This window comes from Bacteroidales bacterium (assembly GCA_013314715.1).
In the GTDB taxonomy this organism is placed as follows: domain Bacteria; phylum Bacteroidota; class Bacteroidia; order Bacteroidales; family GWA2-32-17; genus Ch61.
Window position 1 is genome coordinate 1 of record JABUFC010000035.1, and the last position, 25,644, is coordinate 25,644.

The following is a 25,644-nucleotide window of genomic DNA, read 5'->3' on the forward strand; positions in this document are numbered from 1 at the left end:
TAAGGCTATAGTTGAGTTCAAATGTATCATATTTAATCGTTGGGGCAAAAAGCTCTACGAATGGGACGACATAACGAAAGGTTGGAATGGTAAGATAAACGGCAATGGTGCCGATGCGAGTCCCGGTATTTACTATTATGTAGTAACTGCTAAAGATAAAAAAGGCAAGGATTACGAACAAAAGGGTTACTTCTATCTGTTGAAAGAAAAGAAATAGAAAGTTAGCATCAAAATTTCAAGAGCCGCTTAATGCGGCTCTTTTTGTTGTTGTATATTGATTAAATAATAGTTATTTTAGTCGCAAAAAATAGGATGAGAAAGGTTGTAGTATTATTAGTGTTATTCCTTATTGAGCCTTGCTTATATGCTCAAAAATCGAAAAATATACCACCCGAAAAGCCCAAATTAGTTATTGGAATTGTTGTTGATCAAATGCGTTATGATTATTTAACTCGTTTTTATGATAAATTTGAGCAAAATGGTTTTAAACGTCTGATGAATGAGGGGGTTATTTGTCGCTATGCATATTTAAATTATATTTTTACCCAAACTGGTCCTGGACATGCCACTATATTTACTGGAACAACTCCATCGAATCATGGAATCGTATCTAATGAATGGTATATACCTTTAAAAAAACAAAAAGTATATTGTGTTGAAGATTCTAAACAAACAACGGTAGGAAGCAATTCTGATAATGGTAAAGCAAGTCCACTTTATTTAATGACTCCTACTTTGGGTGATCAACTTCGTTTACATTATTTAAATAAATCGAAAGTTATAGCTATTTCTCTTAAAGATAGAGCAGCTATTTTACCTGGTGGAAAAAATCCAAATGCTGCCTATTGGTATGATGAATCAACGGGTAATTTTATTACAAGTACTTATTATATGAAAGATCTTCCTAAATGGGTAGAAGAGTTCAATAATAAAAAATTAGCTGATTTATATTTAAGTCGCTTATGGACAACATTATTACCAGTAAATGAATATACCGAAAGTTTACGAGATTCGAATAATTATGAATTGGGTTTTGGAAAAAATCAAATGGTATTTCCTTATGATTTATCTTTTTTAAGTAAAAAAAATAAAAATGAAAAAGATTATAGTATTTTAAAGTCCACACCGTTTGGGAATACCTTAGTACATGATTTTGCAATAGCTGCAATAATTAACGAGGAATTAGGGAAAGACAATATTCCTGATATTTTGACCATTAGTTTTTCAGCAACAGATTATATAGGTCATCGGTTTGGACCAAGATCGGTTGAACTCGAGGATACATATTTACGATTAGATAAAGAAATTGCTCATTTAATAGACTTTATTGAAAATGAAATAGGTAAAGAAAATGTTCTAATATTTTTAACAGCCGACCATGGAGTTGCCGATAGTCCTGATTATTTAAACGACAATAAATTAACAGGAGGACAATTCAAGCAATATTATGCTTTGTCTCTTTTACGGACTTATTTAAATGCTACATATGGCGAAGGTGAATGGGTGCTTGGATATTCTGATCAGCAAATATTTTTAAATAGAAATTTAATCGAAGATGCAAAATTATCGCTAAAAGAAGTACAGGAAAAAGTGGCTAATTTTATGATTCAATTTAATGGCGTGGCCAATGCTATTACTGCATATTCGTTGCAAAATCAGAATTTTACAGATGGGCTACTAAAAGCAATGCAAAATAGTTTTCATCCGAAACGATCGGGCGATGTGCTGATTGCTTTAGAACCTGGTTGGATCGAAGAGTCACCTTATTTATATGATCATAATTCGGCATATTCTTACGATACACATGTTCCGTTGTTTTTTTATGGTTGGAAAATACCCCGTTTAGCGATTAACCGAAAAGTCCACATTATTGATGTAGTACCAACTTTAGCAACGCTATTACAAATAGAAGTCCCAATGGGTGCAACGGGGGTCCCTATACAGGAATTAATTGGAAATTAGTTCATGCGATATTCGATTTCGTCTATTTCAATTGGAATATGTTGCATCAAATTGATAGGAGTAGGTGCCACCAATATATCATTCTCCAATCGAATACCGATATTTTCTTCAGGAATATATATACCCGGTTCACACGATAATATCATTCCTTCTTGAAGTATAGTTTCAGTATTACCGCTATCATGAACATCTAAACCCATAAAATGCGAAACACCATGCGGAAAATATTTTTTTACTAATGGAGTAGATTCTGTTTTAATATCACTAACAGTAAGGAGTTTGAGCTCTACTAACGCTTTTTCCATTAATTGTTTAGATAAGATATTTAATTCTTTTATGGAAGTACCTGGTGTTATATTTTTTTGTACTTCTTTTAAAATAGATAAAACTTTATTATAAATCTCCTTTTGTCTTTTCGTAAATATACCTTTATTAGGAATAGTGCGTGAAAGGTCTGAAGCATAACCTTTGTATTCACAACCAAAGTCGAGTAACGTTAATTTATTTTTAAGTAAACGTCCAGAATTATTTGTATAATGTAATGTTAGTGCATTTGCTCCACTGGCAATTATAGGGAGATAGGCGTGTTGATATTGCCCTTTACTTATAAAATATGAAGTAATAAAAGCTTCTATATCGGCTTCGGTTTTAAAATGATTAAAATTTTTTAGTAATTCATTAAAAGCCTCTCCTGTAATTCGAATGGCTTTTTTTATAAATGCAATTTCTTCGGGTTCTTTAGTTAATCGAAGCTCTTGTAAAATAGGCGATAGATCTATAATATTTTTTGAATTATTATGAAATAAGAGTGAATCAAATAAATGATTCATATTACTTTTAACAATATAAATATTATCAAAAGCTTGTAATAATTGATTTAATAATTCATTTGAATAATGAATTTGCTCTATGCCTGAAATTTTTTTAACTTCATCTGGACTAATTCCTATGCCTTGATAAATAATAGTTTTTTCATCTAAAGTTGGTAAAAAAATATATTCTTGACAGTTTCCATATGAATCTTTGGTTAAAACAACAGCATGTATAGGATCTAAAATACCTGTTAAATATATAATATTTGAGCATTGTCTGTATTTATATTCATGTGATGCATTTCTATACTTTGTTGAGGCAGAAAATAGAATAGCGATACTATTATTATTCAATTTGTTAAAAAGCTTATTTCTATTTTTTCTAAATAAAAAATGTTTATTTTGTTGATTTATATCAATTATCATATTGAAAAAAAAATTACATTTGCGAAGTTATAAATGAAATTTGATATGGCTAAATTTTTTAACACTTCTGTAGGAAAAAAAATGATTATGAGTTTAAGTGGTCTTTTTCTAATAGTATTTTTATTGGTGCATTTGACCGCAAATTTAACGGCAATAATAGATAGCTCTGGCGAAACTTTTACCAGAGTTGCCGACTTTATGGAAGAAAATCCATTAATAAAAATAATGCAATATGTATTAGCTGCGGGTTTTATTTTACATATTTTTTATGGTACATGGCTCACGTATCAAAATCGTAAAAAACGTCCAATACCTTATGCTGTTTCGACCCAAACAGATGTTTCGTGGTCGTCGCAAAACATGTGGGTTACAGGAGCATTGGTATTGGGCTTTTTAATTCTTCATTTATATAATTATTTTTATAAACTTCAATTTACCGATTTGATTGAGAGCGGTCAAATGACAAAATACGAGTTATTAAAAAGTATTTTTCAAGCTGATAATTGGCTATATAGTGTATTATACATAGTATGGTTTGTGATTTTAGCTTTACACCTCAATCATTCATTGCAATCGGGTTTTCAAACGTTAGGTTTAAATAATCAAAAATGGATAGGTAGGTTAAAATGGATTAGCAGCATATATGCTATTATTATTGCTGTTGGCTTTAGTAGCATTACATTATATTTTTTCATTCAATCACTGAATAATTAAAAAGAATATGGCAATATTAGATCCTCGAATACCAGAAGGTCCCATTGATAAAAAGTGGACATTATTTAAGTCAAGCTGTAAGTTAGTGAGTCCCGCCAATAAACGTAAATTAGATGTTATTGTGGTGGGTACCGGTTTAGCGGGCGCCTCAGCAGCTGCATCTTTAGGAGAATTAGGGTACAATGTTAAAATATTTTGTTATCAGGATAGCCCACGAAGGGCACATAGTATAGCAGCACAAGGAGGAATTAACGCCGCTAAAAATTATCAAAATGATGGCGATAGTGTATATCGTCTTTTTATGGATACGCTTAAAGGTGGCGATTATCGTGCACGCGAGGCTAATGTTTATCGTTTAGCCGAAGTGAGCAACGCTATAATAGATCATTGTGTAGCTCAAGGTGTGCCATTTGCACGCGATTATGCTGGTTATCTCGATAATCGTTCTTTTGGGGGCGCTCAAGTATCGCGTACCTTTTATGCACGTGGACAAACAGGGCAACAATTGTTGCTTGGAGCCTATAGTTCACTCAATCGTCAAATTAAACAGGGAACGGTTAAATTATATCAACGTCGCGATGTACTTAATATTGTTGTTGTAGACGGCAAAGCACGTGGTATTATTGTACGCAATTTAGTAACGGGCGAAATAGAACGTTATTCTGCACATGCAGTTGTTATAGCGACGGGTGGATATGGAAATTTATACTATCTTTCAACCAATGCCATGGGGTCTAATGCTACAGTTATTTGGCAAGCCTATAAAAAAGGAGCGTATTTTGCCAACCCTTGCTTTACTCAAATTCATCCAACATGTATCCCTGTACATGGCGAATATCAATCAAAACTCACACTGATGAGCGAAAGTTTGCGAAACGATGGTCGCATATGGGTGCCTAAAAAAATTGAAGATGCACGTAAGCTTCAGCGTGGAGAAATAAAAGCCAACGATATTCCCGAAGAAGATCGCGATTATTATTTAGAACGCAGATACCCTGCTTTTGGAAATCTTGTCCCTCGCGATGTGGCTTCGCGTGCTGCTAAAGAACGTTGCGATGCTGGTTTTGGAGTTAATAGTACAGGATTAGCCGTTTTTCTCGATTTATCAGATGCTATTAAGCGTTTAGGTAAAGAAGTTATTGAAAAACGTTACGGTAATCTTATTCAAATGTATGAAAAAATTACTGGCGATAACCCATATGAAACTCCTATGATGATTTACCCCGCTATTCATTATACAATGGGTGGATTGTGGGTTGATTATCAACTAATGAGCAATATTCCCGGCTTGTTTGTTATAGGCGAAGCTAATTTTAGTGATCATGGAGCCAATAGACTTGGGGCTTCTGCTCTTATGCAAGGTTTAGCCGATGGATATTTTATTTTGCCTTATACCATTGGTAATTATTTGGCAGATATGGTGAAGACTCCTCGCTTAGATGTTCAAACTAAAGAATTTGATTTAGCCGAAAATGAAGTGAACGAAAGAATTCAACGTTTGATGTCGGTAAATGGAAGTGAACCAGTTGATTTTTACCATAAAAAGCTTGGCAAAATAATGTGGGATTATGTTGGCATGGCTCGTAATGCCCAAGGTTTAACAATGGCTATAGAAAAAATAAAAGAGATACGTCAAGAATTCTGGAAAAATGTAAAAATACCTGGCACTACTACCGAGTTCAATTCCGAATTAGAAAAAGCATGGCGTGTAGCCGACTTTTTAGAATTAGGCGAATTATTAGCTAAAGACGCACTCCATCGCGAAGAATCGTGTGGAGGACATTTTCGTGAAGAAAGTCAAACCGACGATGGAGAAGCAAAACGTAACGACGAACAATTTGCTTATGCAGCAGCATGGGAGTTTAAAGGCGAAAATAATGACCCCGAATTGCATAAAGATGAATTAATATTTAAAGAAGTAGAGCTTGTTCAACGTAATTATAAATAGAATTCCTATGAACATAAAATTAAAAATATGGCGTCAGGCAAACCCTAAAGATAAAGGACATTTTGAGACTTATTCGTTAGAAAATATAAGTCCCGATACCTCATTTTTAGAAATGCTCGATATTCTTAACGAAAAACTTATTCGCGAAGGTAAAGATCCAGTTGCTTTTGATCACGACTGCCGCGAAGGAATATGTGGCATGTGTAGTTTGTATATCAATGGTCGCCCTCATGGTCCTGACGACGATATTACGACTTGCCAACTTCATATGCGTAAATTTAAAGATGGTGATACTATTACAATAGAACCTTGGAGAGCTGCAGCATTCCCTGTTGTAAAAGATTTAATTGTAGATAGAAATGCTTTTGATAAAATTCTGCAAGCTGGAGGTTTCATATCTGTTAATACGGGTTCAGCGCCCGATGCCAATAGTATTTTAATTCCGGCTAAAATTGCCGACGAAGCAATGGATGCAGCAGCTTGCATTGGATGTGGAGCTTGTGTCGCTGCTTGCAAAAATTCTTCTGCAATGTTATTTGTTGCCGCTAAAGTGTCGCAATTAGCTTTATTGCCACAAGGAAAAGCCGAAGCTACAAAACGAGTCAAAGCGATGATTGCCAAAATGGATGAACTAGGTTTTGGAAGCTGTACCAATACCGGTGCTTGTGAGGCTGAATGTCCCAAAAACATTTCTATTGCTCATATAGCTCGCCTCAATAGAGAATATTTATCAACAACTATTAAAGATTAAGGAGTTGAAATTAATGATTATGATAGAAGGCAGTTGCAAAGCTGCCTTTTATTACATTTCTACAAATTCAAAAGGTATTTTAAGCAATTTAGAAAAACGAACACCCGATGAGTGCATATCGGTATCGTCTTTTAAATAATGCCAACGAATCAAAACTTCGTGTGTTTGTGCTATTTCTTGTAATATAAGTAAAATTTTTGCTAGTTGTTTTGCAGAAGCAGTATTGAAATATTCTAATTTAAAATTAAAAACGGTTTTGGGTAATGGATCTTTTTTATATTCATTAAGCCAATTTATAACAGGTTCGTAAAATGCAATTGCATTTTCGGGTAATGAACGATAACCTATTTCAAAAATTCCTTGTTCTTTATTCAAAATAACCGATGGTGTGTCTTCTTGTTTCACAATATTTATTGGTTCTAACATAATCTAATTTATTCAACTGCAATTAAACTTTGCAAACTTAAAAATGAATATTGATTGTTTATAGGAAGAATATCATATTGAACTGGAAAACCGCTTTTCAGACGAATATCTATCATGCCTAAACCTGTTTTTTTAGAATTTGCGCCCTCAAAGTTAAACAAACTATCATTATAATATTCATCAATTTCATCTTTTGTTAATGAATTTACTTTATCAATTTTCTTTTTAAGAGATATAAGTTGTTCGTTATCAATAAAATTGCCTGTTAAGATACGATAAAAATTTTTATTAAAACCAAGTAAAAATATTCCTGGAATTACATCCTGATCGTAACCTTCATTTGGGATATATCCGTGTTTAATAATGTTTTGAAGCATTTCAACAACAACATAAAATACTTTCTTTTTATGGCTAATGCTTCCGGTCATTTGTCCTTCAAGCGAATTAAGTAAGGTAAGTAAGCTTTCTTGATTAAATGGACCATTGTTAATAATTGAAAGGTTTTCTTTATTTAAAATAGCATGAATTTTTTCGACAAAATGAAATTCATTGATGCCAATGTTCTGACCTTGTAATTCTTCTTCAACAATAGGTACTGTACAAAGATAAAAATACGAAAGTTCGCCCGAAAGAGGAACAAATTTATATATTAACTTGTTACCTGCTTTACGTGCCATGTCTATTAGTCCTAGTCCAGCTCCACCTTTGTCTGATATAGAACCTTCTTCTAAAACGGTTTTGTAGTATTCTTTGAGTTCGTCTTTGCTGAGTGTATTTATTTTATCAATTAACGCTTGTAAGTATGGAATATTTTTAGTTTGAGCTATATTGCCTGTTGTAATTACATAGCGGTTGTTCATTTTTTGAATTAAAAATAAACTGTCGTGTTGAGGGTCCACTTCTACATCCGATGCTTGGTGGCGTGTAACATTTTGCAATGCTTCGACTAAAATGTTATAAACGCGCTTTTTTATTTTCGAAGATTCTTCTTGTTTTTCAAGTTTGTTCTCGGTTAAAGATAAAATAGTGTCGGTAACATCTTGTGTAAAAATCCCTTTATATATATACCCTAGATGATAATCTTGCATGAGAAAAAACAACTGTTTAACGAAATCAAGTGATTGATTTTCGACCATAGCTCGCGATTTTAATAGCAAATATAAAAATAATTACAAACTTACTATCTTTTTTTTATTTAACAAAATTTTAATTATAGTGTAAATCAGATTTCAACTTTTATTTGAACACTGTGTCGATGAATAGATAAATTTATACTTTTACCCATAACAATAGGATAATTATATGAATCATGACCGGCTGGAAAATTTTGAATTATTAATTTTAATGTGGGTAAATTAAAACTTTTTAATATAGAAGTAAGTTCGAATGGATAGGCGTTTTCTTGTGGTAAAAGTTTAAAATTACCTAAAATTATTCCATAAACCGAATTGAGCTGACCAGAATGGTAAAGATGATAAAGCATCCGGTCTATTTTATAGGGATACTCGTCAACATCTTCAATAAATAAAAATTTGTTCTTGGTTTGCAAAGCATACGATGTACCAATAGAGCTCTGTAAAAGTGTAAGATTCCCACCGGTAACGATTTCTTCGATGGGGTTTAAAGGCTCATTCAAAAAAACAATGTTTTCGATGGGAAGTTGAAATGAATAACCTCCGTCAAAAAGTAGTTGGTGTAAGTATGTTAAACTTTTATTGTCTTTGTATTTGCTGAATGAAGCAGGCATAGGTCCATGAATGCAAGGTATATCGAACGATTGTATCTTGTTGAGCAGCAATGTAATGTCGCTATAGCCAATAATCCATTTGGGCTTTTTTATAAAATGTTGCCAATTTATTTGCTCAATAATGCGAACACTGCCATATCCGCCACGTGCACAAAATATGGCTTTATATTCATCGCTGTCTAATGCTTCTTGAAAATCGGATAGCCTTTTTTCGTCTGAGGCAGAAAAATAGCTATCGTTGCCGAAAACATTTTGGCCTATTTCTACAACAAGTCCCCACGATTGAAGTATTTGAATACCATATTCTAAGTCGTCTTTTTTTATTTTACCCGATGGAGCAACAATAGCGACTTTATCACCTTTTTTTAAGACCGATAATGCATTAAACATTTATTTTCTAACTTTGTTCCAAAATTACTAAAGAATTTTGATACTATGCAAAAAGTTTGGAAGCGTTATACCGTAACAAGTGCCTTACCCTATGCCAATGGGCCTGTGCATATTGGACATTTAGCAGGTGTTTATGTACCTGCTGATATTTATGTGCGTTATTTAAGAAACAAGAAAAAAGATGTTATATTTATTGGTGGAAGCGACGAACATGGTGTTCCCATTACAATAAAAGCAATGAAAGAAGGTGTTCGCCCTCAGCAAATTGTCGATAGGTATCATTATCTCATAAAAAAGTCGTTTGAAGATTTTGGGATTTCATTTGATATTTATTCACGTACAACTCATAAAATTCATTACGAAACAGCATCCGAATTTTTTAAAACATTGTACGATAAAAATATTTTTATCGAAAAGGTTACCGAACAATATTACGATACCGAAGCCAACCAATTTTTGGCCGACCGATATATTACCGGTACTTGTCCTCATTGCGGAAACGAACGAGCCTATGGCGATCAGTGCGAAAAATGTGGAACTTCGCTCAATCCTACCGACTTAATAAACCCTAAAAGTGCCATCAGTGGCTCGCCTTTGGTTTTAAAAGAAACAAAGCATTGGTTTCTGCCACTCGATAAATTTGAAGCCGATTTAAGAAAATGGATACTCGAAGAGCATAAAGAATGGAAAACCAATGTGTCAGGACAATGTAAATCGTGGCTCGATTTAGGGCTTCAGCCACGTGCTGTTAGTCGCGATTTAGATTGGGGAGTGCCGTTGCCCATTTCGGGTGCAGAAGGTAAAGTATTATATGTATGGTTCGATGCTCCTATCGGTTACATTTCTGCTACCAAAGAACTTACACCCGATTGGGAAAAATATTGGAAAGATAAAGATACCTATTTAGTTCATTTTATTGGAAAAGATAATATTGTGTTTCATTGCATTGTTTTCCCATCAATGCTCATGGCCGAAGGTTCTTATATTTTGCCCGAAAATGTTCCGGCAAACGAATTTTTAAATCTCGAAGGCGATAAAATATCTACTTCACGCAACTGGGCTGTTTGGCTTCATGAATATTTAGACGATTTTCCCGGAAAACAAGATGTACTTCGTTATGTTTTAACGGCTAATATGCCCGAAACAAAAGACAACGATTTTACATGGAAAGATTTTCAAACACGTAATAATAGCGAATTAGTAGCTATACTCGGCAATTTTGTGAATAGAACCGTTGTGCTTACTCATAAGTATTTTGAGGGTAAAGTTCCCTTGTGTTCAAATATAAGTGAGCAAGATATGGACATTTTACGCCAGGCTGTAGAGGCAAAGAAAGAAATAGAAGAAAATATTGAAAACTTCCGTTTCCGCGAAGCACTTAAAGCGTATATGAATATTGCCCGTATAGGTAATAAATACCTTGCCGAAAGCGAACCCTGGAAATTAGCCAATACCGATATGGAGCGTGTCAAAGCCATTATTGCTGTTTCGTTAGAAATTACAGGATTGTTGGCTGTATTGGGTGAGCCATTCTTGCCCTTTACTACGGTTAAACTTAAAAAAATGCTCAATTTGAGTAATTATGATTGGGATATGGTGGGAACTAAACCTGTTTTTACTGCTGGACACAAAATAAATAAAGCTGAATTGTTGTTCGATAAAATCGACGATGAAGCCATCGAAAGACAATTACAAAAATTGCAGCAAACAAAAATACAAAACGAACAGAATGCCGAAAAACACTATGTACCCGTAAAAGAAAATATCACCTACGACGATTTTTCGAAAATGGACATCCGCATAGCTACTGTAAAACATGCTGAGCGTGTGCCCAAAACCGATAAGTTGCTGAAACTGACGTTGCAATTAGGATTCGAGGAACGTACGGTTGTATCAGGTGTGGCTCATTGTTATCAACCCGAAGAGTTGATTGGCAAACAGGTGTGTTTATTGGCTAACCTCGAGCCTCGAAAGATAAAAGGAATAGAGTCGAAAGGAATGGTGCTTTTTGCCGAAGATACGAATGGAAAATTAGTAGCCGTTAGCCCCATAATTAAAACCGATGAGGGTTCAGTAGTAAAATAAAAATGACCCAACCTATTACAAGTATATATCTTACCTACGATGGTCTTACCGACCCATTAGGACAATCGCAAATTTTGCCCTATTTAGTAGGATTATCGAAACAAGGAATTCGGTTTTATGTGGTTTCTTTTGAGAAAAAAGAACGCTTTCAGAAATTAAAACAACCTATTCAAACAATTTGCAAAAATAATAATATTAGCTGGATTCCATTGGCTTATACAAAAAAACCGCCCGTTTTATCAACGCTTTGGGATATTTGGAAAATGAATCGTACCATTCGTAAGCTAATCACTCGAGAAGATATAACTATCTTGCATTGCAGAAGTTATATTACATCGCTTATAGGGTTACGATACAAAAAGAAAAAAAACGTTCGGTTTATTTTCGATATGCGTGGCTTTTGGGCTGACGAAAGGGTAGATGGACATATTTGGAATATAAAGAACCCTGTCTTTGCTCTTATTTATAGGTATTTCAAGCGAAAAGAAAAGGAGTTTTTAATGCAATCTGATGCTATCGTATCATTAACCGAAGCTGCAAAAAAGGAGATTACGATACAAATATGCCCTTCGATTAGTCCCGATAAAATTTCGGTCATTCCTTGTTCGGCCGATTATTCTAAGTTTAAGAAAATATCCGAAGAGGAAGTCAATCAGGTTAAAAGAGAATTAACTATTTCAAGCGATTCCATTGTTTTAGGATATCTTGGTTCGTTAGGTACGTGGTATATGTTGGACGAGATGCTCCATTTTTTCAGTCTTTTTAGACAAAAATATCCCAACAGCATTTTTTTATTTATTACCAATGATGATATAACAAGTGTTATTTCTAAATCGAAAACGCATGGTATTCCTGTTGAGGCAATCAAAAAAGTGTCATCTCCTCATCAAGAAGTGTATCGTTATTTGTCGGTCTGCAATTTAAGCGTGTTTTTTATAAAACCAACTTATTCAAAAATGGCAAGTTCTGCAACAAAGTTTGCTGAAATTATGGCACTCCAAATTCCTATTGTTTGTAATGCCATAGGCGATTTAAAAGAACATATTCAATTAACCGATAATACATACTGTATAGAGCGTTTCGATGAAGAATCGTACAAAAAAGCACTCGCTAAAATTGATGTGCATCAAAAGTCAATTGCAAAAGAATATTTATTACATTGGTACGACTTAACAAGAGCACTGCTGGAGTATAAAAAGATATATACGCAATTGGTACAAGCATGAGTCAAGCTAAAAAAATATTGTTTTTGTGCCCTTATCCTCAAAATACTGCACCAAGCCAGCGTTTGAAGTATGAGCAGTATTTTACTAGTTTTGAACAAGACGGTTTTCAGCTTTGTGTGTCGCCGTTTATCATCATGCCCTTTTGGAATATTTTATATAAAAAAGGCTATTGGTTTCAGAAAGTTTTTTATACTATTATAGGTTATTTTAGACGTATTTACGATTTGTTCCGCATACGCAGGTATGATATTGTGTATGTGCATTTATGGGTAACGCCTTTGGGGTTTCATTTATTTGAAATGATGGTCTGTTTGTTAGCCAAAAAAGTTGTTTATGATATGGACGATATGATTTTTTTGGGACATGCAAGTTATGCCAATAAGCCATTGAAGTTTCTTAAAGGTAAAATCAAGATTATTTATTTGTTGAAAAAAGCCGATTTTGTCATAACTAGTACCAAAGCCTTAGAAGATTTTGCCAAAGAATTTAATAATCATGTAATTGATATTCCAACCTCAATTGATGTGAATAAATATAAGCTCAAAGAAAATTACAATATTCAAAAAACAATGGTTTTGGGATATAGCGGAAGCCACAGCACATTGAAATACCTGAAATCGATAGAACCAGTATTTGAGCAATTATTGCAAAGAGGCGTCGATTTCAAGGTTTTGGTTGTAAGCAATTCAACTTTTTCATTCAACAACAAAAACATTCCTACAGAAGTAAGGTATTGGTCTTTAGCTGACGAACAGCACTTATTACATCAAATGGATGTGGGGTTATATCCATTGACCGATGAGCCATGGGTTTATGGCAAACGAGGTGGAAAAGCCTTATTATATATGGCAGTCGGTTTGCCCATTATAGCAACCGCTATTGGCTCTAATTTAGATACTTTCGTTGATGGAACAAATGGATTTTTAATCCCAGTTGGCGATAATGACAAATGGGTAAGCAGAATTATAGAATTAAAAGATAACCTATCGTTACGTCAATCGCTAGGACAACAAGCACGCAAAACAATTGAAGAGCGTTTTTCGGTAGAAGCCAATAAAGAATGGTATTTAAAAGTTCTGAACGCTGTGTTAAAAGATAAACTTTCGGAAAGTTCATAGGGCTAAAGAAGGGTTAATTTTGGGTATTTTACGAATTAAAATTCTTACTTCTAACCTACATTCATGTTGCTGTGATAAAAACTAATTGATTTTTGTTGGGTTTAACACAATTTAGAATTTAAAATAATTGGATTACAAATGCTTAATTTTGGTTAAAACTTTCTGCTCCTTTTTATTATCTTTGCACCTTTAAAAAAAAAAAACTTTTATGTCAAAACGTTTTAACGAATACAAACAGCTTGATTTAGCTTCTATTAACAATGAAGTTTTAAAATGGTGGGAAGAAAATAAAACTTTTAGCAAAAGCCTTGAAGTTCGCGAAGGTGCACCCGATTTTGTGTTTTACGAAGGACCTCCTTCAGCCAATGGTACTCCTGGCATTCATCATGTTATGGCACGAACTATTAAAGACTTATTTTGCAGGTATAAAACCATGCAAGGCTTTAAGGTAAATCGTAAAGCCGGTTGGGATACTCATGGATTACCCGTAGAACTTGGTGTAGAAAAATCATTAGGCATTCGCAAAGACGATATTGGTAAAAAAATCTCAATCGAAGAATACAATGCACATTGCAAAAAAGATGTAATGAAATATACCGACCAATGGGAAGAACTCACTCAACACATGGGATATTGGGTCGATATGTCCGATCCTTATATTACTTATGACAACAAATACATTGAATCATTGTGGTGGTTATTAAAACAATTGTTCGAAAAAGGATTATTGTACAAAGGATACACCATTCAACCTTATTCTCCCGCAGCTGGAACGGGTTTAAGTACACATGAACTTAATCAGCCCGGTTGTTATAGAAATGTAAAAGATACCACTTTAACAGCACAATTTAAGATTATTCGCAACAACGAATCAGAATTTTTATTCAAACATGTTGATACCGATTTATTTTTCTTAGCTTGGACAACAACTCCCTGGACCTTGCCTTCAAATACAGCCTTGGCAGTTGGCGAAAACATCGAATATTCAAAGATTTTAACTTTTAATCCCTATACACAACAAAAAATAACCGTTATTTTAGCTACTGAACGTATATCGGCTTATTTTAACGAAAAAGGTAAAGACCAAGATTTTTCAGAATGGAAACCAGACGCTAAAATAATTCCATACAAAATATTAGAAACATTCACGGGCAAACAATTAGCCAATATTCGATACGAACAACTAATTCCATGGCATAAGCCCGAAAATGGTGATGCGTTTAAAGTTGTAATTGGCGACTTTGTTACTACCGAAGATGGTACAGGCATTGTTCATATAGCCCCAAGCTTTGGTGCCGACGACTTTAGAATGTCTAAAACCTATGGTTTAGCTTCGTTAACCTTAGTTGATAAACAAGGACGTTTTATTGAAGGCTGCGGAGAATTTTCTGGCAGATTCGTAAAACAAGAGTATGAAGACGAACAAAATAAACACCCCGAATCGGTTGATGTTGAAATCGCTATCATGCTGAAGAAAGAAAACAAGGCTTTTAAAATTGAAAAATACGAACATAGCTATCCACATTGCTGGAGAACCGATAAGCCTATTCTTTATTATCCTCTCGATTCTTGGTTTATAAAAACGACTGCTTTTAAGGAACGAATGATAGAACTTAATAAAACTATCAATTGGCAACCTCCCTCAACCGGATCCGGACGTTTTGGACAATGGCTAGAAAACCTACTCGACTGGAACTTGTCACGTTCACGCTTTTGGGGAACTCCACTCCCTGTATGGGCTACCGACGATTATAGCGAAATGAAATGCATCGGCTCAGTTAAAGAATTAAAAGACGAAATTGAGAAATCGTTGAAAGCCGGCTTTATGAAAGAAAACCCATTACAAAATTTTAATGAAAACGATTACTCAATAGAAAACTATAATCAGTTCGATTTACACAAACCATTTGTAGACAATATAATATTAGTTTCAAATTCGGGTAAACCCATGCGACGCGAATCGGACTTAATAGACGTATGGTTCGATTCTGGTGCAATGCCTTATGCACAATGGCATTATCCATTTGAACATAAAGACGATTTTCATAAATTATTTCCTGCCGATTTTATTGCTGAAGGAGTTGACCAAACTCGAGGATGGTTTTTTACTTTGCATGCTATTGCCGTAATGTTATTCGATTCGGTTGCTTACAAAAATATAGTATCGAATGGACTTGTACTAGATAAAAACGGCAATAAAATGTCGAAACGATTAGGTAATGCTGTTAATCCATTTGAGGTACTCAATAACTATGGAGCCGATGTATTACGTTGGTACATGATTACTAATTCTCAACCTTGGGACAACCTTAAATTTGATATGGATGGGCTGGAAGAAGTGAAACGAAAATTTTTTGGAACATTATACAATACTTATTCTTTCTTTGCCCTTTATGCTAATATCGATGGATTTACCACCCATGAACCTAATGTACCATTCGAAAAACGACCAGAAATCGATCGGTGGATTCTTTCTTTACTTAATACACTTATTAAAAATGTTAAAGATAGTTACGAAGAGTACGAACCAACACGAGCTGGACGTTTAATTCAAGATTTTGTAATGGATCATTTGAGCAATTGGTATGTTCGTTTAAACCGTAAACGTTTTTGGGGTGGTACCATGGACGATGATAAATTAGCAGCATACCAAACATTATACGAATGTCTGCTACAAATTTCAAAATTAATGGCTCCCATTGCTCCTTTTTATTCCGAAAAACTCTTTAATGATTTACATGGTTGTCAGTTAGAAAATGTAGAATCGGTACATCACACTTTTTTCCCAAAGTACAAAGCCGAATTAGTTGACAGTGATCTCGAAGATCGCATGCAATTGGCTCAAGATATTACTTCGCTGGTCTTATCATTACGTAGAAAAGTAAATATTAAAGTACGCCAACCTTTAAGCAAAATTATGATTCCTGTGCTCGACAAAAACTTCCAAACCCAAATTGAAAAAGTAAAAGATATTATTTTAACAGAAGTAAATGTTAAAGAATTAGAGTTTGTTGATGCCAATTCTGGTATCATTGTAAAAAAAGTAAAACCCAATTTTAAAATCTTGGGTGCTAAAATGGGTAAGCACATGAAGGCTTTTACTAACAACTTAAACAGTCTTTCACAGCACGATATTCAACAGATTGAAAAGCAAGGTTTTTATATATTTAATAACGAAGGAGAATCTTTTACTATTCGTATCGATGAACTAGAGTTTTTAACTCAAGATATGCCGGGATGGCTTGTCGCTTCAAAAGGTATGCTTACCGTAGCACTCGATATTACTGTTACAGATGAGCTTAAATACGAAGGTATAGCACGCGAACTCATAAATAGAATTCAAAATATACGAAAAGAAAGTGGTTTTGAAGTTACCGATAAAATTATTATTCAGATTGAAAAGCATGAATTAGTTGAAAAGGCTGTTGAAAAGCACAAAAACTATATTGCATCTCAAACTTTAGCATTAGAAGTAAAAATTTTAGAAAAAATGGAACAAAATAACTTACAACACGTAGAAATCGATAATAATTTAGAAGTAAAAATTTTAGTTAATAAAGCATAAATCTTTAAAAACATCATACTATGTCAGAAAAAACTAGATATTCAGACGAAGAGCTTCAGGAATTTAAAGAACTGATTCTTGAAAAGCTCGAAAAAGCAAAAAAAGACTATGAACTTTTAAAACAAGCTTTAAATAATACAGATGGCAACGACACCAGCGATACTTCTCCAACATTCAAAGCATTAGAAGAAGGGGCGTCTGTATTATCAAAAGAAGAAGTAGGTCGTTTAGCACAACGTCAGCTAAAATTTATTCAGCATTTAGAAGCTGCTTTAGTACGTATCGAAAACAAAACATATGGTATTTGCCGCGAAACAGGAAAACTTATTCCTAAAGAACGTTTACGTGCAGTTCCACATGCTACTTTAAGTATCGAAGCAAAAAACAATCAAAACAAGTAACCTTTGGGTTTATTATTAAATAAAAGAGGCTGCCTGAAATTGTGCAGCCTCTTTGCTTGTTAAGAGTGTTACTAGAAACAAAACGAAAGACCGGCAGCCCAAGGATGTAAAACGGGACCCTTTTCGTTTTTAAATAATTCCGATAACTGATAGTCAAAATAAAAGCCAAGTTTGTTAAATCCAATTCGAAGTTGAACAGAATAGGCCAAAGGATTTAAATAATAGCTATGATATTCTTTGTTGGTTTGACGATCGCCATCTACAAAATATACTTGTTTAATATGCGAACCAATTCGTAGAGAACCGATTAGCCCAGCACTTAAATATATTTTATCTTTTTGATCATTAACAGGTATATGAAATTCAAGCATCATTGGTATTCTTAAATTGCTAATTAACAACTTATTCTTTTTATATTTATTTGTATTATCAATAGTATAATCAAGATAAGTAGTATCAATATTTAAATGAATATTTTTTTCAAATTGATAATTATTAAATCCAAGTCCTAATCCAGAAACTAAACCTATGTAATTTTTATATAAGCCAATATTCCATTCAAATAGGTTTACATTAAAATTAATAGACTTAACATGATTGAGCTCTAAATAATTTATTTGATTAGGTAAAGAAAACGAATGGTTGTTCGTTAGGTATCCATTGAAACCAATTTCAATAGCACTCCAACGACCATTAAATTTCTTTTTATGTTTAGTTTTTTGTTTATGGATGCTATCGTTTACTACAATACTTTTAGTTGATGTATCAGATTTGTCTGAAATGATAATAACTTTGCTTTTTCCAAAAGAAAAAGTAGTGGTGTCTTTTTGAGCAATAAGATTTGCACTTAAAAAATAGATCGCTAAAATAAAGAATAACTTTTTCATAACTTATTTTAATTTAGATGTTTACAATAATATGACGTTGACAATAATTAAAAGTTACACTATTTTTTAGAAAAAGATCGCGAAAATGAAAAATTTCCCAAAGTAATTTCTTGCTTAATACGCTGTTCTTTTTCAAATCTTTGCTCTTTTACAATAATATTATTGCCGGTGTATTGTTGTATGTATTTGGTTCCATTTTCAAGCATATTCCACCAACTACCTTTATGATTGGGCAGAAATGCCTGTTTTTCATAATTCAACTCTTCTATCATTTGATGAAAATAATTAAATTTATTTTGTGCAAAGAGTTTTTCTAAACTAAGTTTTACAATGCTATCATTATTTTCTGTATTAATTTGTTCAGCATATTGCACTTTTGTTTCGATGGTTTTATTTTGAATATCTATGGTTGTGGTATCATTTTTAACATCATTTTTTATTAAAGCCAATTCTGTTTGCGATTTTTCTATTTTTTTAATTTTGACATTTTGATTTATAATAGTTTTTGAAAAAGAATTGTTTTTCTCTGGGGTATAAACAGTTCGTATTATGTATGGTTTCAATATAGAATTAGCAGCTAAATAATTAGATTGCATGTTTTTATGCGAAAAATGGTAAAAACTAAAAATAAAAAAAACAATAATAGATGCTGCTGCAGACAGAGGCCATAAAAATTTTAATACAGAAGTGCTTTGTTTTTTTAAACGATTTTTATTTTCGAGTCGTATTTGGGTATCAGGCTCTAAAATTGTATTTTTATAACTTGTAAATATTTTATTTTTTTCTGAATTATTTTTAATCTCTTTTAAAAGTATATTTTTTTCGTCCTTTGAAAGCTGTTTTTCGATGTAAGCAATACATTTTTCATCAAACGTATTAATTTCCAATTTATAAAGTTGTTCTTTATTTTTATATTTTAAAGACAACTTAGGTAAAAGTTTTGTTTTTTGATATTTCGAAAATATTTGTTGTTTTTCTGCGTCTTGAGCAATTATTTTTAAAAAATCGTTTTTTTCATTTTCGGTTAAATCATTTTCAATAAATCTTATGCAAAGAATCTCAAAATCATTAGCAAATTGATGTTCTTTTTTTAATCGTTCTTTTTTAGAATATTTTATTGGTTTAGGCTGAAGTTTAATTTGTTGATAATTTTCAAATTCATTTTTCAAATCAGGGTTTTGTTCTAAAAATGCAAAAAGTTCTTTTGTTTGCAATAGAGTTAGATTGCCTTCGAGATATTCAAAAAAGATGAGTTCTATATTTTGTCGATTAATTTCCATTTTTAAATTAGTACAGTAATGTTACCAATATAATTTTTTAGATAGTTTCTTGCTCTAAATATATAAACTTTTACTTGTGATTCCGAAAGTCCTGTAATTTCGCTAATTTCTTTATACGAATAACCTTCGTAATCTCTTAGTAAAACTACAGCTTTTTGGTCGGTAGGCAAATTATCAATTGCTTTATGGAGAATTTCTTGTATATCGGGATTAGGACTTTGATAAGTATTGTTTTCATGCTCTTGTTCAAAAGGAGTTAATCGTTTTTCTTTTCTAATAATGTCAATAAAACCATGATAAGCTGTTGTAAACAGATATGATTTAGCTTTGAGTGCATCTATATTGTCTTTATTTTTCCATAATTTTTCAAAACTATCTTGAACAATATCTTCTGCCTTTTCTTTATTTTTTATGTTCTTGAGCACAAAGCGATATAGTGCATCTGCATATAAATCAACAGTTTTATTGTATTCTGCAACGGTCATTTCTAAAAATGTATATCTTATGACGAAGAAAAAGTAAAAATAGTTACACCTATATTAAAAAAAAAGGCTGCCCTTTTGAGACAGCCCTTTTTTATATCTTATGCAATTATTTAACTCATATGTTTTAAGTTTAAAGCATAAAGTACAATGAAAATAATTGGGAAAATAAATCCTAAAGTAGCCATAACGCCACCTAAACCAAAACCAACAAGAGCTAAAGTAGCAATTGGAGCTGCTAATTCGCCAATTACATAAACATAGAAACCTTTTTTCATAAGTTTCCACATCCAGATAACGCCGAGTAAACAAACTAAAGCAGCAACAATGTTAATAATTCCCAATAAGGTAGCATTTTGAGCTAATTTGTTTGCAGCGTCAACAGCTTCGTTTAATCCAGCCATTGCTTGGTCCATTCCTTCTACGTTTTCCATTCCTTCCATATTGTTTAAACCTTCAGCATATTCGGAACCCGCACTAGTAACAGCAGATGTTACAGCACCAGCTCCCATTGTAATAATACCGGAAATGATTTGCCAACCTACTCCGATAAAGCTTAAAATTCCTAACACCGTTAAAAAGGTGGGACGTTTTTTTGTTTCCATTACTTGTTCTTCCATAGTAATAAGTTTTTAGTTAAACATTAGTTTGTAATGCAAATGTAAAACCTTTTTTTAAATCAGCAAAAAAAATGTTAAAAATTTTTAAATTTGTTTAGAGTTGCTGAGTCCAATAATCAGATTATCAGATATATTATTTGAATTAAAAAAAAAATTAATAACCATAAAATTCATTTTAAAAAAAACTACCTTTGCTTGGACAAAATTTTAATTTTATGGAAAAAGATGCACTCATTTTTAATTTAATCGAAGAAGAATATCAACGCCAGTTAAATGGTATAGAATTGATTGCTTCCGAAAACTTTGTTAGTCCTTATGTTTTACAAGCAATGGGCTCTGTAATGACGAATAAATATGCCGAAGGATACCCTGGACGTCGTTATTACGGCGGATGCGAAGTAGTCGACAAGTCAGAACAATTAGCTATAGATAGATTAAAGGAATTATTTGGAGCCGAATATGCCAATGTTCAACCGCACTCAGGTGCACAAGCTAATGCTGCTGTAATGTTGGCTGTGTTAAAACCGGGCGATACCTTCTTAGGCTTAGACTTGGCTCATGGCGGACACTTAACACACGGTTCTCCTGTTAATTATTCCGGTCTCTTATACAAACCCGTTGCATACCAAGTTCGTGAAGATACAGGCATGGTCGATTATGACCAAATGGAAAAACTTGCACTGGAACATAAACCCAAATTAATTGTTGCAGGTGCTTCGGCTTATAGTCGCGATTGGGATTTTGCTCGTATGCGTGCTATTGCCGATAAAGTAGGGGCATTACTCATGGCCGATATTGCTCATCCTGCTGGGTTAATTGCTGCCAAAGAATTAAACAATCCATTTCCTCATTGTCATATTGTAACTTCTACAACTCATAAAACATTGCGTGGTCCTCGTGGCGGTATAATTTTAATCGGTAAGGATTTTCCAAATCCTTGGGGATATACTACACCCAAAGGTGAAGTAAAAATGATGTCGGCATTAATTGATTCAGCTGTTTTCCCTGGTACACAAGGTGGTCCACTCGAACACGTTATTGCTGCTAAAGCTGTTGCATTTGGCGAAGCATTACTACCAAGCTATAAGCAATATATTCAACAAGTTCGCAAAAATGCTAAAGCAATGGCCGAAGCCTTTTTAGCTAAAGGATATAAGATCATTTCTGGTGGAACAGATAATCACTTAATGTTAATTGACTTAAGAACAAAATTCCCCGAAATTACTGGTAAACAAGTTGAAAATACATTGGTTCGTGCTCATATTACTATTAATAAAAATATGGTACCATTCGATAGCCGTTCGCCATTCCAAACATCGGGAATTCGTGTCGGAACCCCTGCTATAACTACTCGCGGATTAAAAGAAGAGCATATGCCAATTATTGTTGACTTTATTGATACCATCATTTCGAGTATCAACAACGAAGATGTAATTACTAAAATAGGAGGTGATGTTAAAGATATGATGGCTAAGTTCCCACTTTTTGCTTGGTAAATAAAAATATAAACAAAATTTATAAAAAAGCTACTCATTTTTGAGTAGCTTTTTTCTTTTGAAAAAAAATCATACCTTTGAAAAAAAATCAATATATTTATCATTATTAGAAAAATTGATTAAGAGTAATAAAGTGAACATTTTAAACAAATAAAAAAACATTTATACATGAAACCATATTTATTAATATTAGTTGTTATTTTGTTTATTTCTTGCGGTAGTAATGCCTTTAAAAACGATAGTCAAATAGTATCAGATCAGTTGTCTACTATAAGTCAAGAAAGCAAAAAATATGTTAATGCTGAAGAAGCTTCTAGTAATAATGAATCTGAAACGAATCGAACAGAACTTAAAACAACTATAGAACGAAAGTTAATAAAACAAGGTAGCATGTCTTTTGAAACAGATAATATTGAAAAAGCAAAAAACTACATTGAGAATAAAGTAAAAATTTTTGAAGGTTATATTGCTAAAGAATATTCGTATGATTATACCGAGCAAAAGCAATATGTTTTAGAAATAAGAATTCCAAATCAAAAATTCGATGATTTTTTAAAATCACTAAATAATATTATTGTTTCGCTTGATAACAAAGATATTCAAGTTAAGGATGTTACCGAAGAGTATGTTGATATAGATGCTCGTATTAAAACCAAAAAAACAGTTATTCAGCGTTATTCTGAATTGCTAAAACAGGCCAAATCGGTTGCAGAAATGCTCGACATTGAACGTGAAATAGGGAATTTACAAACCGATATCGAATCGTTGGAAGGCAGATTAAAATATTTACAAAACCAAATTAGTTTATCAACACTTAGCCTTACTTTTTATGAACATAGAACTAAAGACTTTGGTTTTTGGTCTAAAATTGTAAAAAGTATAAAAGGTGGTTGGAATGGTTTATTGTGGTTTTTAGTTGGGGTAATGTATTTATGGCCCTTATGGTTAATTTTATTCGGGGGACTTTGGTTTTTACTCCGATATATAAAGCGAAGAAGGAAAGCTTAAGAAAGGTTTTTAATAATTGATTCAAAAAATACTCTACCATCTGTATTAGAAAGCTCATCATCGGCGGCACGCTCAGGATGTGGCATCATTCCAAAAACATTTTTATTTTTATTACAAATGCCGGCAATATTGTCAACAGATCCATTCGGGTTTGCTTCAGAAGTTATAACACCATTAGCGTCGCAGTACCTAAATAAGATTTGATTATGAAGACGCATCTCTTTTAGTGTATTGGTATCTGCATAATAATTGCCTTCGCCGTGTGAAATAGGGATTTTAAATGCTTTATCTTTTGGTAAAAGAGAAGTTAGAGTTGTGTTATAATTTTCGGGTTTGATAAAAACATTTTTGCATATAAATTTTTGATTGGCATTTCGTAAAAGAGCACCAGGCAACAATTTTGATTCGCAAAGAACCTGAAAACCATTACAAATACCGAACACAAATTTACCTTTTTCTGCAAAATTAATAATTTCGTTCATAATAGGAGAGAACCGGGCTATAGCACCAGCCCTAAGATAATCGCCATACGAAAAACCACCAGGAATAACGACTGCATCGACATTTTTTAAGTCAGAATCTTTATGCCACAATAATTCTACATGTTGGTCAAGCAAGTCACGTAATAAGTAAATAACATCGTGATCGCAATTGCTTCCTGGAAATAATACAACACCAAATTTCATTGTTTGTAAATTTAAAGTTCAAAGTTAATTGAAAAAAATGAAATAGTCATCTTATTTGTAAAAATGTAATAAAATAAATGCTATAATTAGGTTTTGTTTTTAAAGAATGTTTGTCTTAATTTGTAAAAAAAATGAACTCAATGCTGCAATGGAGATAAAAGAAGACGAAATAAAAGATATTGTAAAGGTTATTTACGATTTATCGGGATATGATTTTTCTGATTATTCTCCTAAGTCATTATTACGTCGGTTTGAAAAGATATTAATCGATTACCAATGCACAATGCCTGAACTTATAAGCAAATTAAAAACAAATCCATTGTTAATTGAATCAATAGTAAAAAATATAACGGTAAATACAACCGAATTTTTTCGCGACCCTTTAGTTTGGATCGAATTTGAAGAAAAAGTAATACCCGAATTAAAGAAACATGAACAGATTAAAATTTGGCATCCTGGTTGTTCGCTTGGACATGAACCTTATTCGATGCTCATAATGCTTAACGAACATCAATTATTAGATAAAGCTGAAATTATTGCAACCGATTTAAACTCAGATGTGTTAGCAACAGCGAAAAATGGTATTTTTAGATATTTCTTAGATATAGAATATTTAAAAAATTTTGATTCCGTTATTAATCGCGACCCTTTAAACTATAAAGTTCCGTATGATAAATATTTTGATTTAGAGGCCTCCAAAGATATTTTTAAAATCAAATCCGAATTTTTAGGTAAAATTAAATTTTATAAACATAATTTAGTTCAAGATCCCTTTCCACATCCCGATTCATTCGATCTTATTATGTGTCGCAATGTTTTAATATATTTTAACATGGAGCTACAAAATAAGATTATCTATAATTTTTACAAATCGTTAAAATTAAATTCCTACTTAATATTAGGGTATCATGAATCTATTCTTGGAAGCCTATCCAACTTTTTTGATAAAAATGGTCAAGTTTATAAAAAATCAAAATAAAACAATTCACTATTTATTATAAGCAAAATATTTTTTAACTTTAAGGCAATAAAATTATAGAATGGCTATAGTAGCTAATATACAACTACTAACCGATTATTTGCGACAAATAAATGTTGATATTCATGCAAATAACGTAATTCTTTTATACGAAGGCGAAGTTAATCACGATATTATAAAGTCCCTATTGATAACACTTGAACAGCGATTTAAAAAATCAACATTAAGTAGAACTATTCAAAAGAAAATTTTTAATGTAATGGTAGAATGTATTCAAAATATTGAAAAACATACTATTACATTTATATCTGAAAATAAAGAATTTTATAAACGAGGTTCCATGTTAATTATTGAAAATCAAAATGAAATATTGATTTATTCGGGTAACCTTGTTGATAAAGATCAAATGAGTTTTTTACAACAAAAACAACTGCTGTTAAAAGATAAAACTAAACAACAGTTGCGTTCAATGTATAAACAACAACTCATACAGGGAACAATAAGCCACAAAGGAGGTGCTGGTTTAGGTTTTATTGATATGGCGCGTAAAACTGATAATCAAATGGATTTCTATTTCTTTGATATAAATGGCAATTTTTTCTTTTTTGTAAATAGGATAATGATAAAAAAATAAT

Annotated in this window: 23 protein-coding genes; 14 read left to right on the forward strand and 9 right to left on the reverse strand. The window is 32.6% G+C overall.

Annotation, left to right across the window (positions count from 1 at the left end; translation table 11 throughout):
• Together HPY79_08910 and HPY79_08915 are read left to right on the forward strand one after the other, a co-directional pair.
• On the forward strand, positions 1–217 hold a 217-nt coding region (locus HPY79_08910), incomplete at its 5' end, for a gliding motility-associated C-terminal domain-containing protein (GenBank protein ID NSW45917.1).
• Between the two features lie 95 nt (positions 218–312).
• Positions 313–1,962 carry an alkaline phosphatase family protein gene (locus tag HPY79_08915; protein ID NSW45918.1) on the forward strand — a complete coding sequence of 550 codons (1,650 nt, stop codon included), beginning with the start codon at positions 313–315 and terminating at the stop codon, positions 1,960–1,962.
• On the opposite strand, the gene HPY79_08920 is transcribed toward HPY79_08915, so the two are convergent.
• Positions 1,959–3,128 carry an aminopeptidase P N-terminal domain-containing protein gene (locus tag HPY79_08920; protein ID NSW45919.1) on the reverse strand — a complete coding sequence of 390 codons (1,170 nt, stop codon included), beginning with the start codon at positions 3,126–3,128 and terminating at the stop codon, positions 1,959–1,961. The two genes, HPY79_08915 and HPY79_08920, sit on opposite strands and share 4 nt — an antisense overlap.
• Before the next feature lie 117 nt (positions 3,129–3,245).
• Here HPY79_08920 and HPY79_08925 point away from each other — a divergent pair, with 117 nt between their 5' ends.
• From HPY79_08925 to HPY79_08935, 3 genes are read left to right on the forward strand one after another with little or no spacing between them, the layout of a single operon-like run.
• A complete protein-coding gene (locus tag HPY79_08925) occupies positions 3,246–3,914 on the forward strand; it encodes a succinate dehydrogenase cytochrome b subunit (GenBank protein ID NSW45920.1) in 669 nt (222 codons plus the stop codon).
• Positions 3,915–3,921: 7 nt separating this feature from the next.
• The gene (locus HPY79_08930) at positions 3,922–5,862 is read left to right on the forward strand and encodes a fumarate reductase/succinate dehydrogenase flavoprotein subunit (GenBank protein ID NSW45921.1); all 1,941 of its coding nucleotides are present in this window, start codon (positions 3,922–3,924) and stop codon (positions 5,860–5,862) included.
• Positions 5,863–5,869: 7 nt separating this feature from the next.
• Positions 5,870–6,613, forward strand: coding sequence for a succinate dehydrogenase/fumarate reductase iron-sulfur subunit (locus HPY79_08935; GenBank protein NSW45922.1), 744 nt, complete (start codon positions 5,870–5,872; stop codon positions 6,611–6,613).
• A gap of 51 nt (positions 6,614–6,664) precedes the next feature.
• Here HPY79_08935 and HPY79_08940 read toward each other — a convergent pair whose 3' ends face one another.
• The 3 genes from HPY79_08940 to HPY79_08950 all read right to left on the reverse strand — a co-directional run bounded on the left by HPY79_08940 (position 6,665) and on the right by HPY79_08950 (position 9,176).
• A complete protein-coding gene (locus HPY79_08940) occupies positions 6,665–7,039 on the reverse strand; it encodes a DUF1987 domain-containing protein (GenBank protein NSW45923.1) in 375 nt (124 codons plus the stop codon).
• 8 nt (positions 7,040–7,047) lie between these two features.
• The gene (locus HPY79_08945; GenBank protein NSW45924.1) at positions 7,048–8,175 is read right to left on the reverse strand and encodes a hypothetical protein; all 1,128 of its coding nucleotides are present in this window, start codon (positions 8,173–8,175) and stop codon (positions 7,048–7,050) included.
• 86 nt (positions 8,176–8,261) lie between these two features.
• A complete protein-coding gene (locus tag HPY79_08950; GenBank protein NSW45925.1) occupies positions 8,262–9,176 on the reverse strand; it encodes an LD-carboxypeptidase in 915 nt (304 codons plus the stop codon).
• A gap of 45 nt (positions 9,177–9,221) precedes the next feature.
• Here HPY79_08950 and metG point away from each other — a divergent pair, with 45 nt between their 5' ends.
• The 5 genes from metG (at position 9,222) to HPY79_08975 (ending at position 17,571) form a co-directional block, all read left to right on the forward strand.
• Positions 9,222–11,261, forward strand: coding sequence for a methionine--tRNA ligase (metG, locus tag HPY79_08955; protein ID NSW45926.1), 2,040 nt, complete (start codon positions 9,222–9,224; stop codon positions 11,259–11,261).
• Positions 11,262–11,263: 2 nt separating this feature from the next.
• The gene (locus HPY79_08960) at positions 11,264–12,487 is read left to right on the forward strand and encodes a glycosyltransferase (GenBank protein ID NSW45927.1); all 1,224 of its coding nucleotides are present in this window, start codon (positions 11,264–11,266) and stop codon (positions 12,485–12,487) included.
• Positions 12,484–13,605 carry a glycosyltransferase family 4 protein gene (locus tag HPY79_08965; protein NSW45928.1) on the forward strand — a complete coding sequence of 374 codons (1,122 nt, stop codon included), beginning with the start codon at positions 12,484–12,486 and terminating at the stop codon, positions 13,603–13,605. Before HPY79_08960 ends, HPY79_08965 begins: the two co-directional genes overlap by 4 nt.
• Positions 13,606–13,813: 208 nt before the next feature.
• Complete coding sequence (locus tag HPY79_08970) at positions 13,814–17,170, forward strand: isoleucine--tRNA ligase (GenBank protein ID NSW45929.1); 3,357 nt, start codon at positions 13,814–13,816, stop codon at positions 17,168–17,170.
• 20 nt (positions 17,171–17,190) lie between these two features.
• A complete protein-coding gene (locus tag HPY79_08975) occupies positions 17,191–17,571 on the forward strand; it encodes a TraR/DksA family transcriptional regulator (GenBank protein ID NSW45930.1) in 381 nt (126 codons plus the stop codon).
• A 71-nt stretch (positions 17,572–17,642) separates the two neighbouring features.
• On the opposite strand, the gene HPY79_08980 is transcribed toward HPY79_08975, so the two are convergent.
• The 4 genes from HPY79_08980 to HPY79_08995 all read right to left on the reverse strand — a co-directional run bounded on the left by HPY79_08980 (position 17,643) and on the right by HPY79_08995 (position 20,840).
• Positions 17,643–18,458, reverse strand: a complete 816-nt coding sequence (locus HPY79_08980) for an outer membrane beta-barrel protein (GenBank protein NSW45931.1) — start codon at positions 18,456–18,458, stop codon at positions 17,643–17,645.
• Between the two features lie 59 nt (positions 18,459–18,517).
• Positions 18,518–19,738: a hypothetical protein gene (locus tag HPY79_08985; GenBank protein ID NSW45932.1), complete on the reverse strand. Its 1,221-nt coding sequence runs from the start codon at positions 19,736–19,738 to the stop codon at positions 18,518–18,520.
• Between the two features lie 2 nt (positions 19,739–19,740).
• The gene (locus tag HPY79_08990) at positions 19,741–20,223 is read right to left on the reverse strand and encodes an RNA polymerase sigma factor (GenBank protein NSW45933.1); all 483 of its coding nucleotides are present in this window, start codon (positions 20,221–20,223) and stop codon (positions 19,741–19,743) included.
• 110 nt (positions 20,224–20,333) lie between these two features.
• Positions 20,334–20,840, reverse strand: coding sequence for a hypothetical protein (locus tag HPY79_08995; GenBank protein NSW45934.1), 507 nt, complete (start codon positions 20,838–20,840; stop codon positions 20,334–20,336).
• Positions 20,841–21,055: 215 nt separating this feature from the next.
• On the opposite strand from HPY79_08995, the gene HPY79_09000 reads away from it, so the two are divergent.
• Together HPY79_09000 and HPY79_09005 are read left to right on the forward strand one after the other, a co-directional pair.
• Positions 21,056–22,336 (forward strand): serine hydroxymethyltransferase, encoded by a 1,281-nt coding sequence (locus HPY79_09000; protein NSW45935.1) that lies wholly within the window; start codon positions 21,056–21,058, stop codon positions 22,334–22,336.
• A gap of 168 nt (positions 22,337–22,504) precedes the next feature.
• Positions 22,505–23,344, forward strand: coding sequence for a DUF4349 domain-containing protein (locus tag HPY79_09005; GenBank protein NSW45936.1), 840 nt, complete (start codon positions 22,505–22,507; stop codon positions 23,342–23,344).
• Here the strand turns inward: HPY79_09005 and purQ are convergent.
• Entirely contained in the window at positions 23,341–24,030 is a 690-nt protein-coding gene (gene purQ, locus HPY79_09010) for a phosphoribosylformylglycinamidine synthase subunit PurQ (protein ID NSW45937.1), read from the reverse strand. The genes HPY79_09005 and purQ overlap by 4 nt on opposite strands.
• Before the next feature lie 106 nt (positions 24,031–24,136).
• On the opposite strand from purQ, the gene HPY79_09015 reads away from it, so the two are divergent.
• Both HPY79_09015 and HPY79_09020 read left to right on the forward strand, forming a co-directional pair.
• A complete protein-coding gene (locus HPY79_09015; GenBank protein NSW45938.1) occupies positions 24,137–25,009 on the forward strand; it encodes a protein-glutamate O-methyltransferase CheR in 873 nt (290 codons plus the stop codon).
• A gap of 61 nt (positions 25,010–25,070) precedes the next feature.
• Complete coding sequence (locus tag HPY79_09020) at positions 25,071–25,643, forward strand: hypothetical protein (GenBank protein NSW45939.1); 573 nt, start codon at positions 25,071–25,073, stop codon at positions 25,641–25,643.
• Position 25,644: the final 1 nt, after the last annotated feature.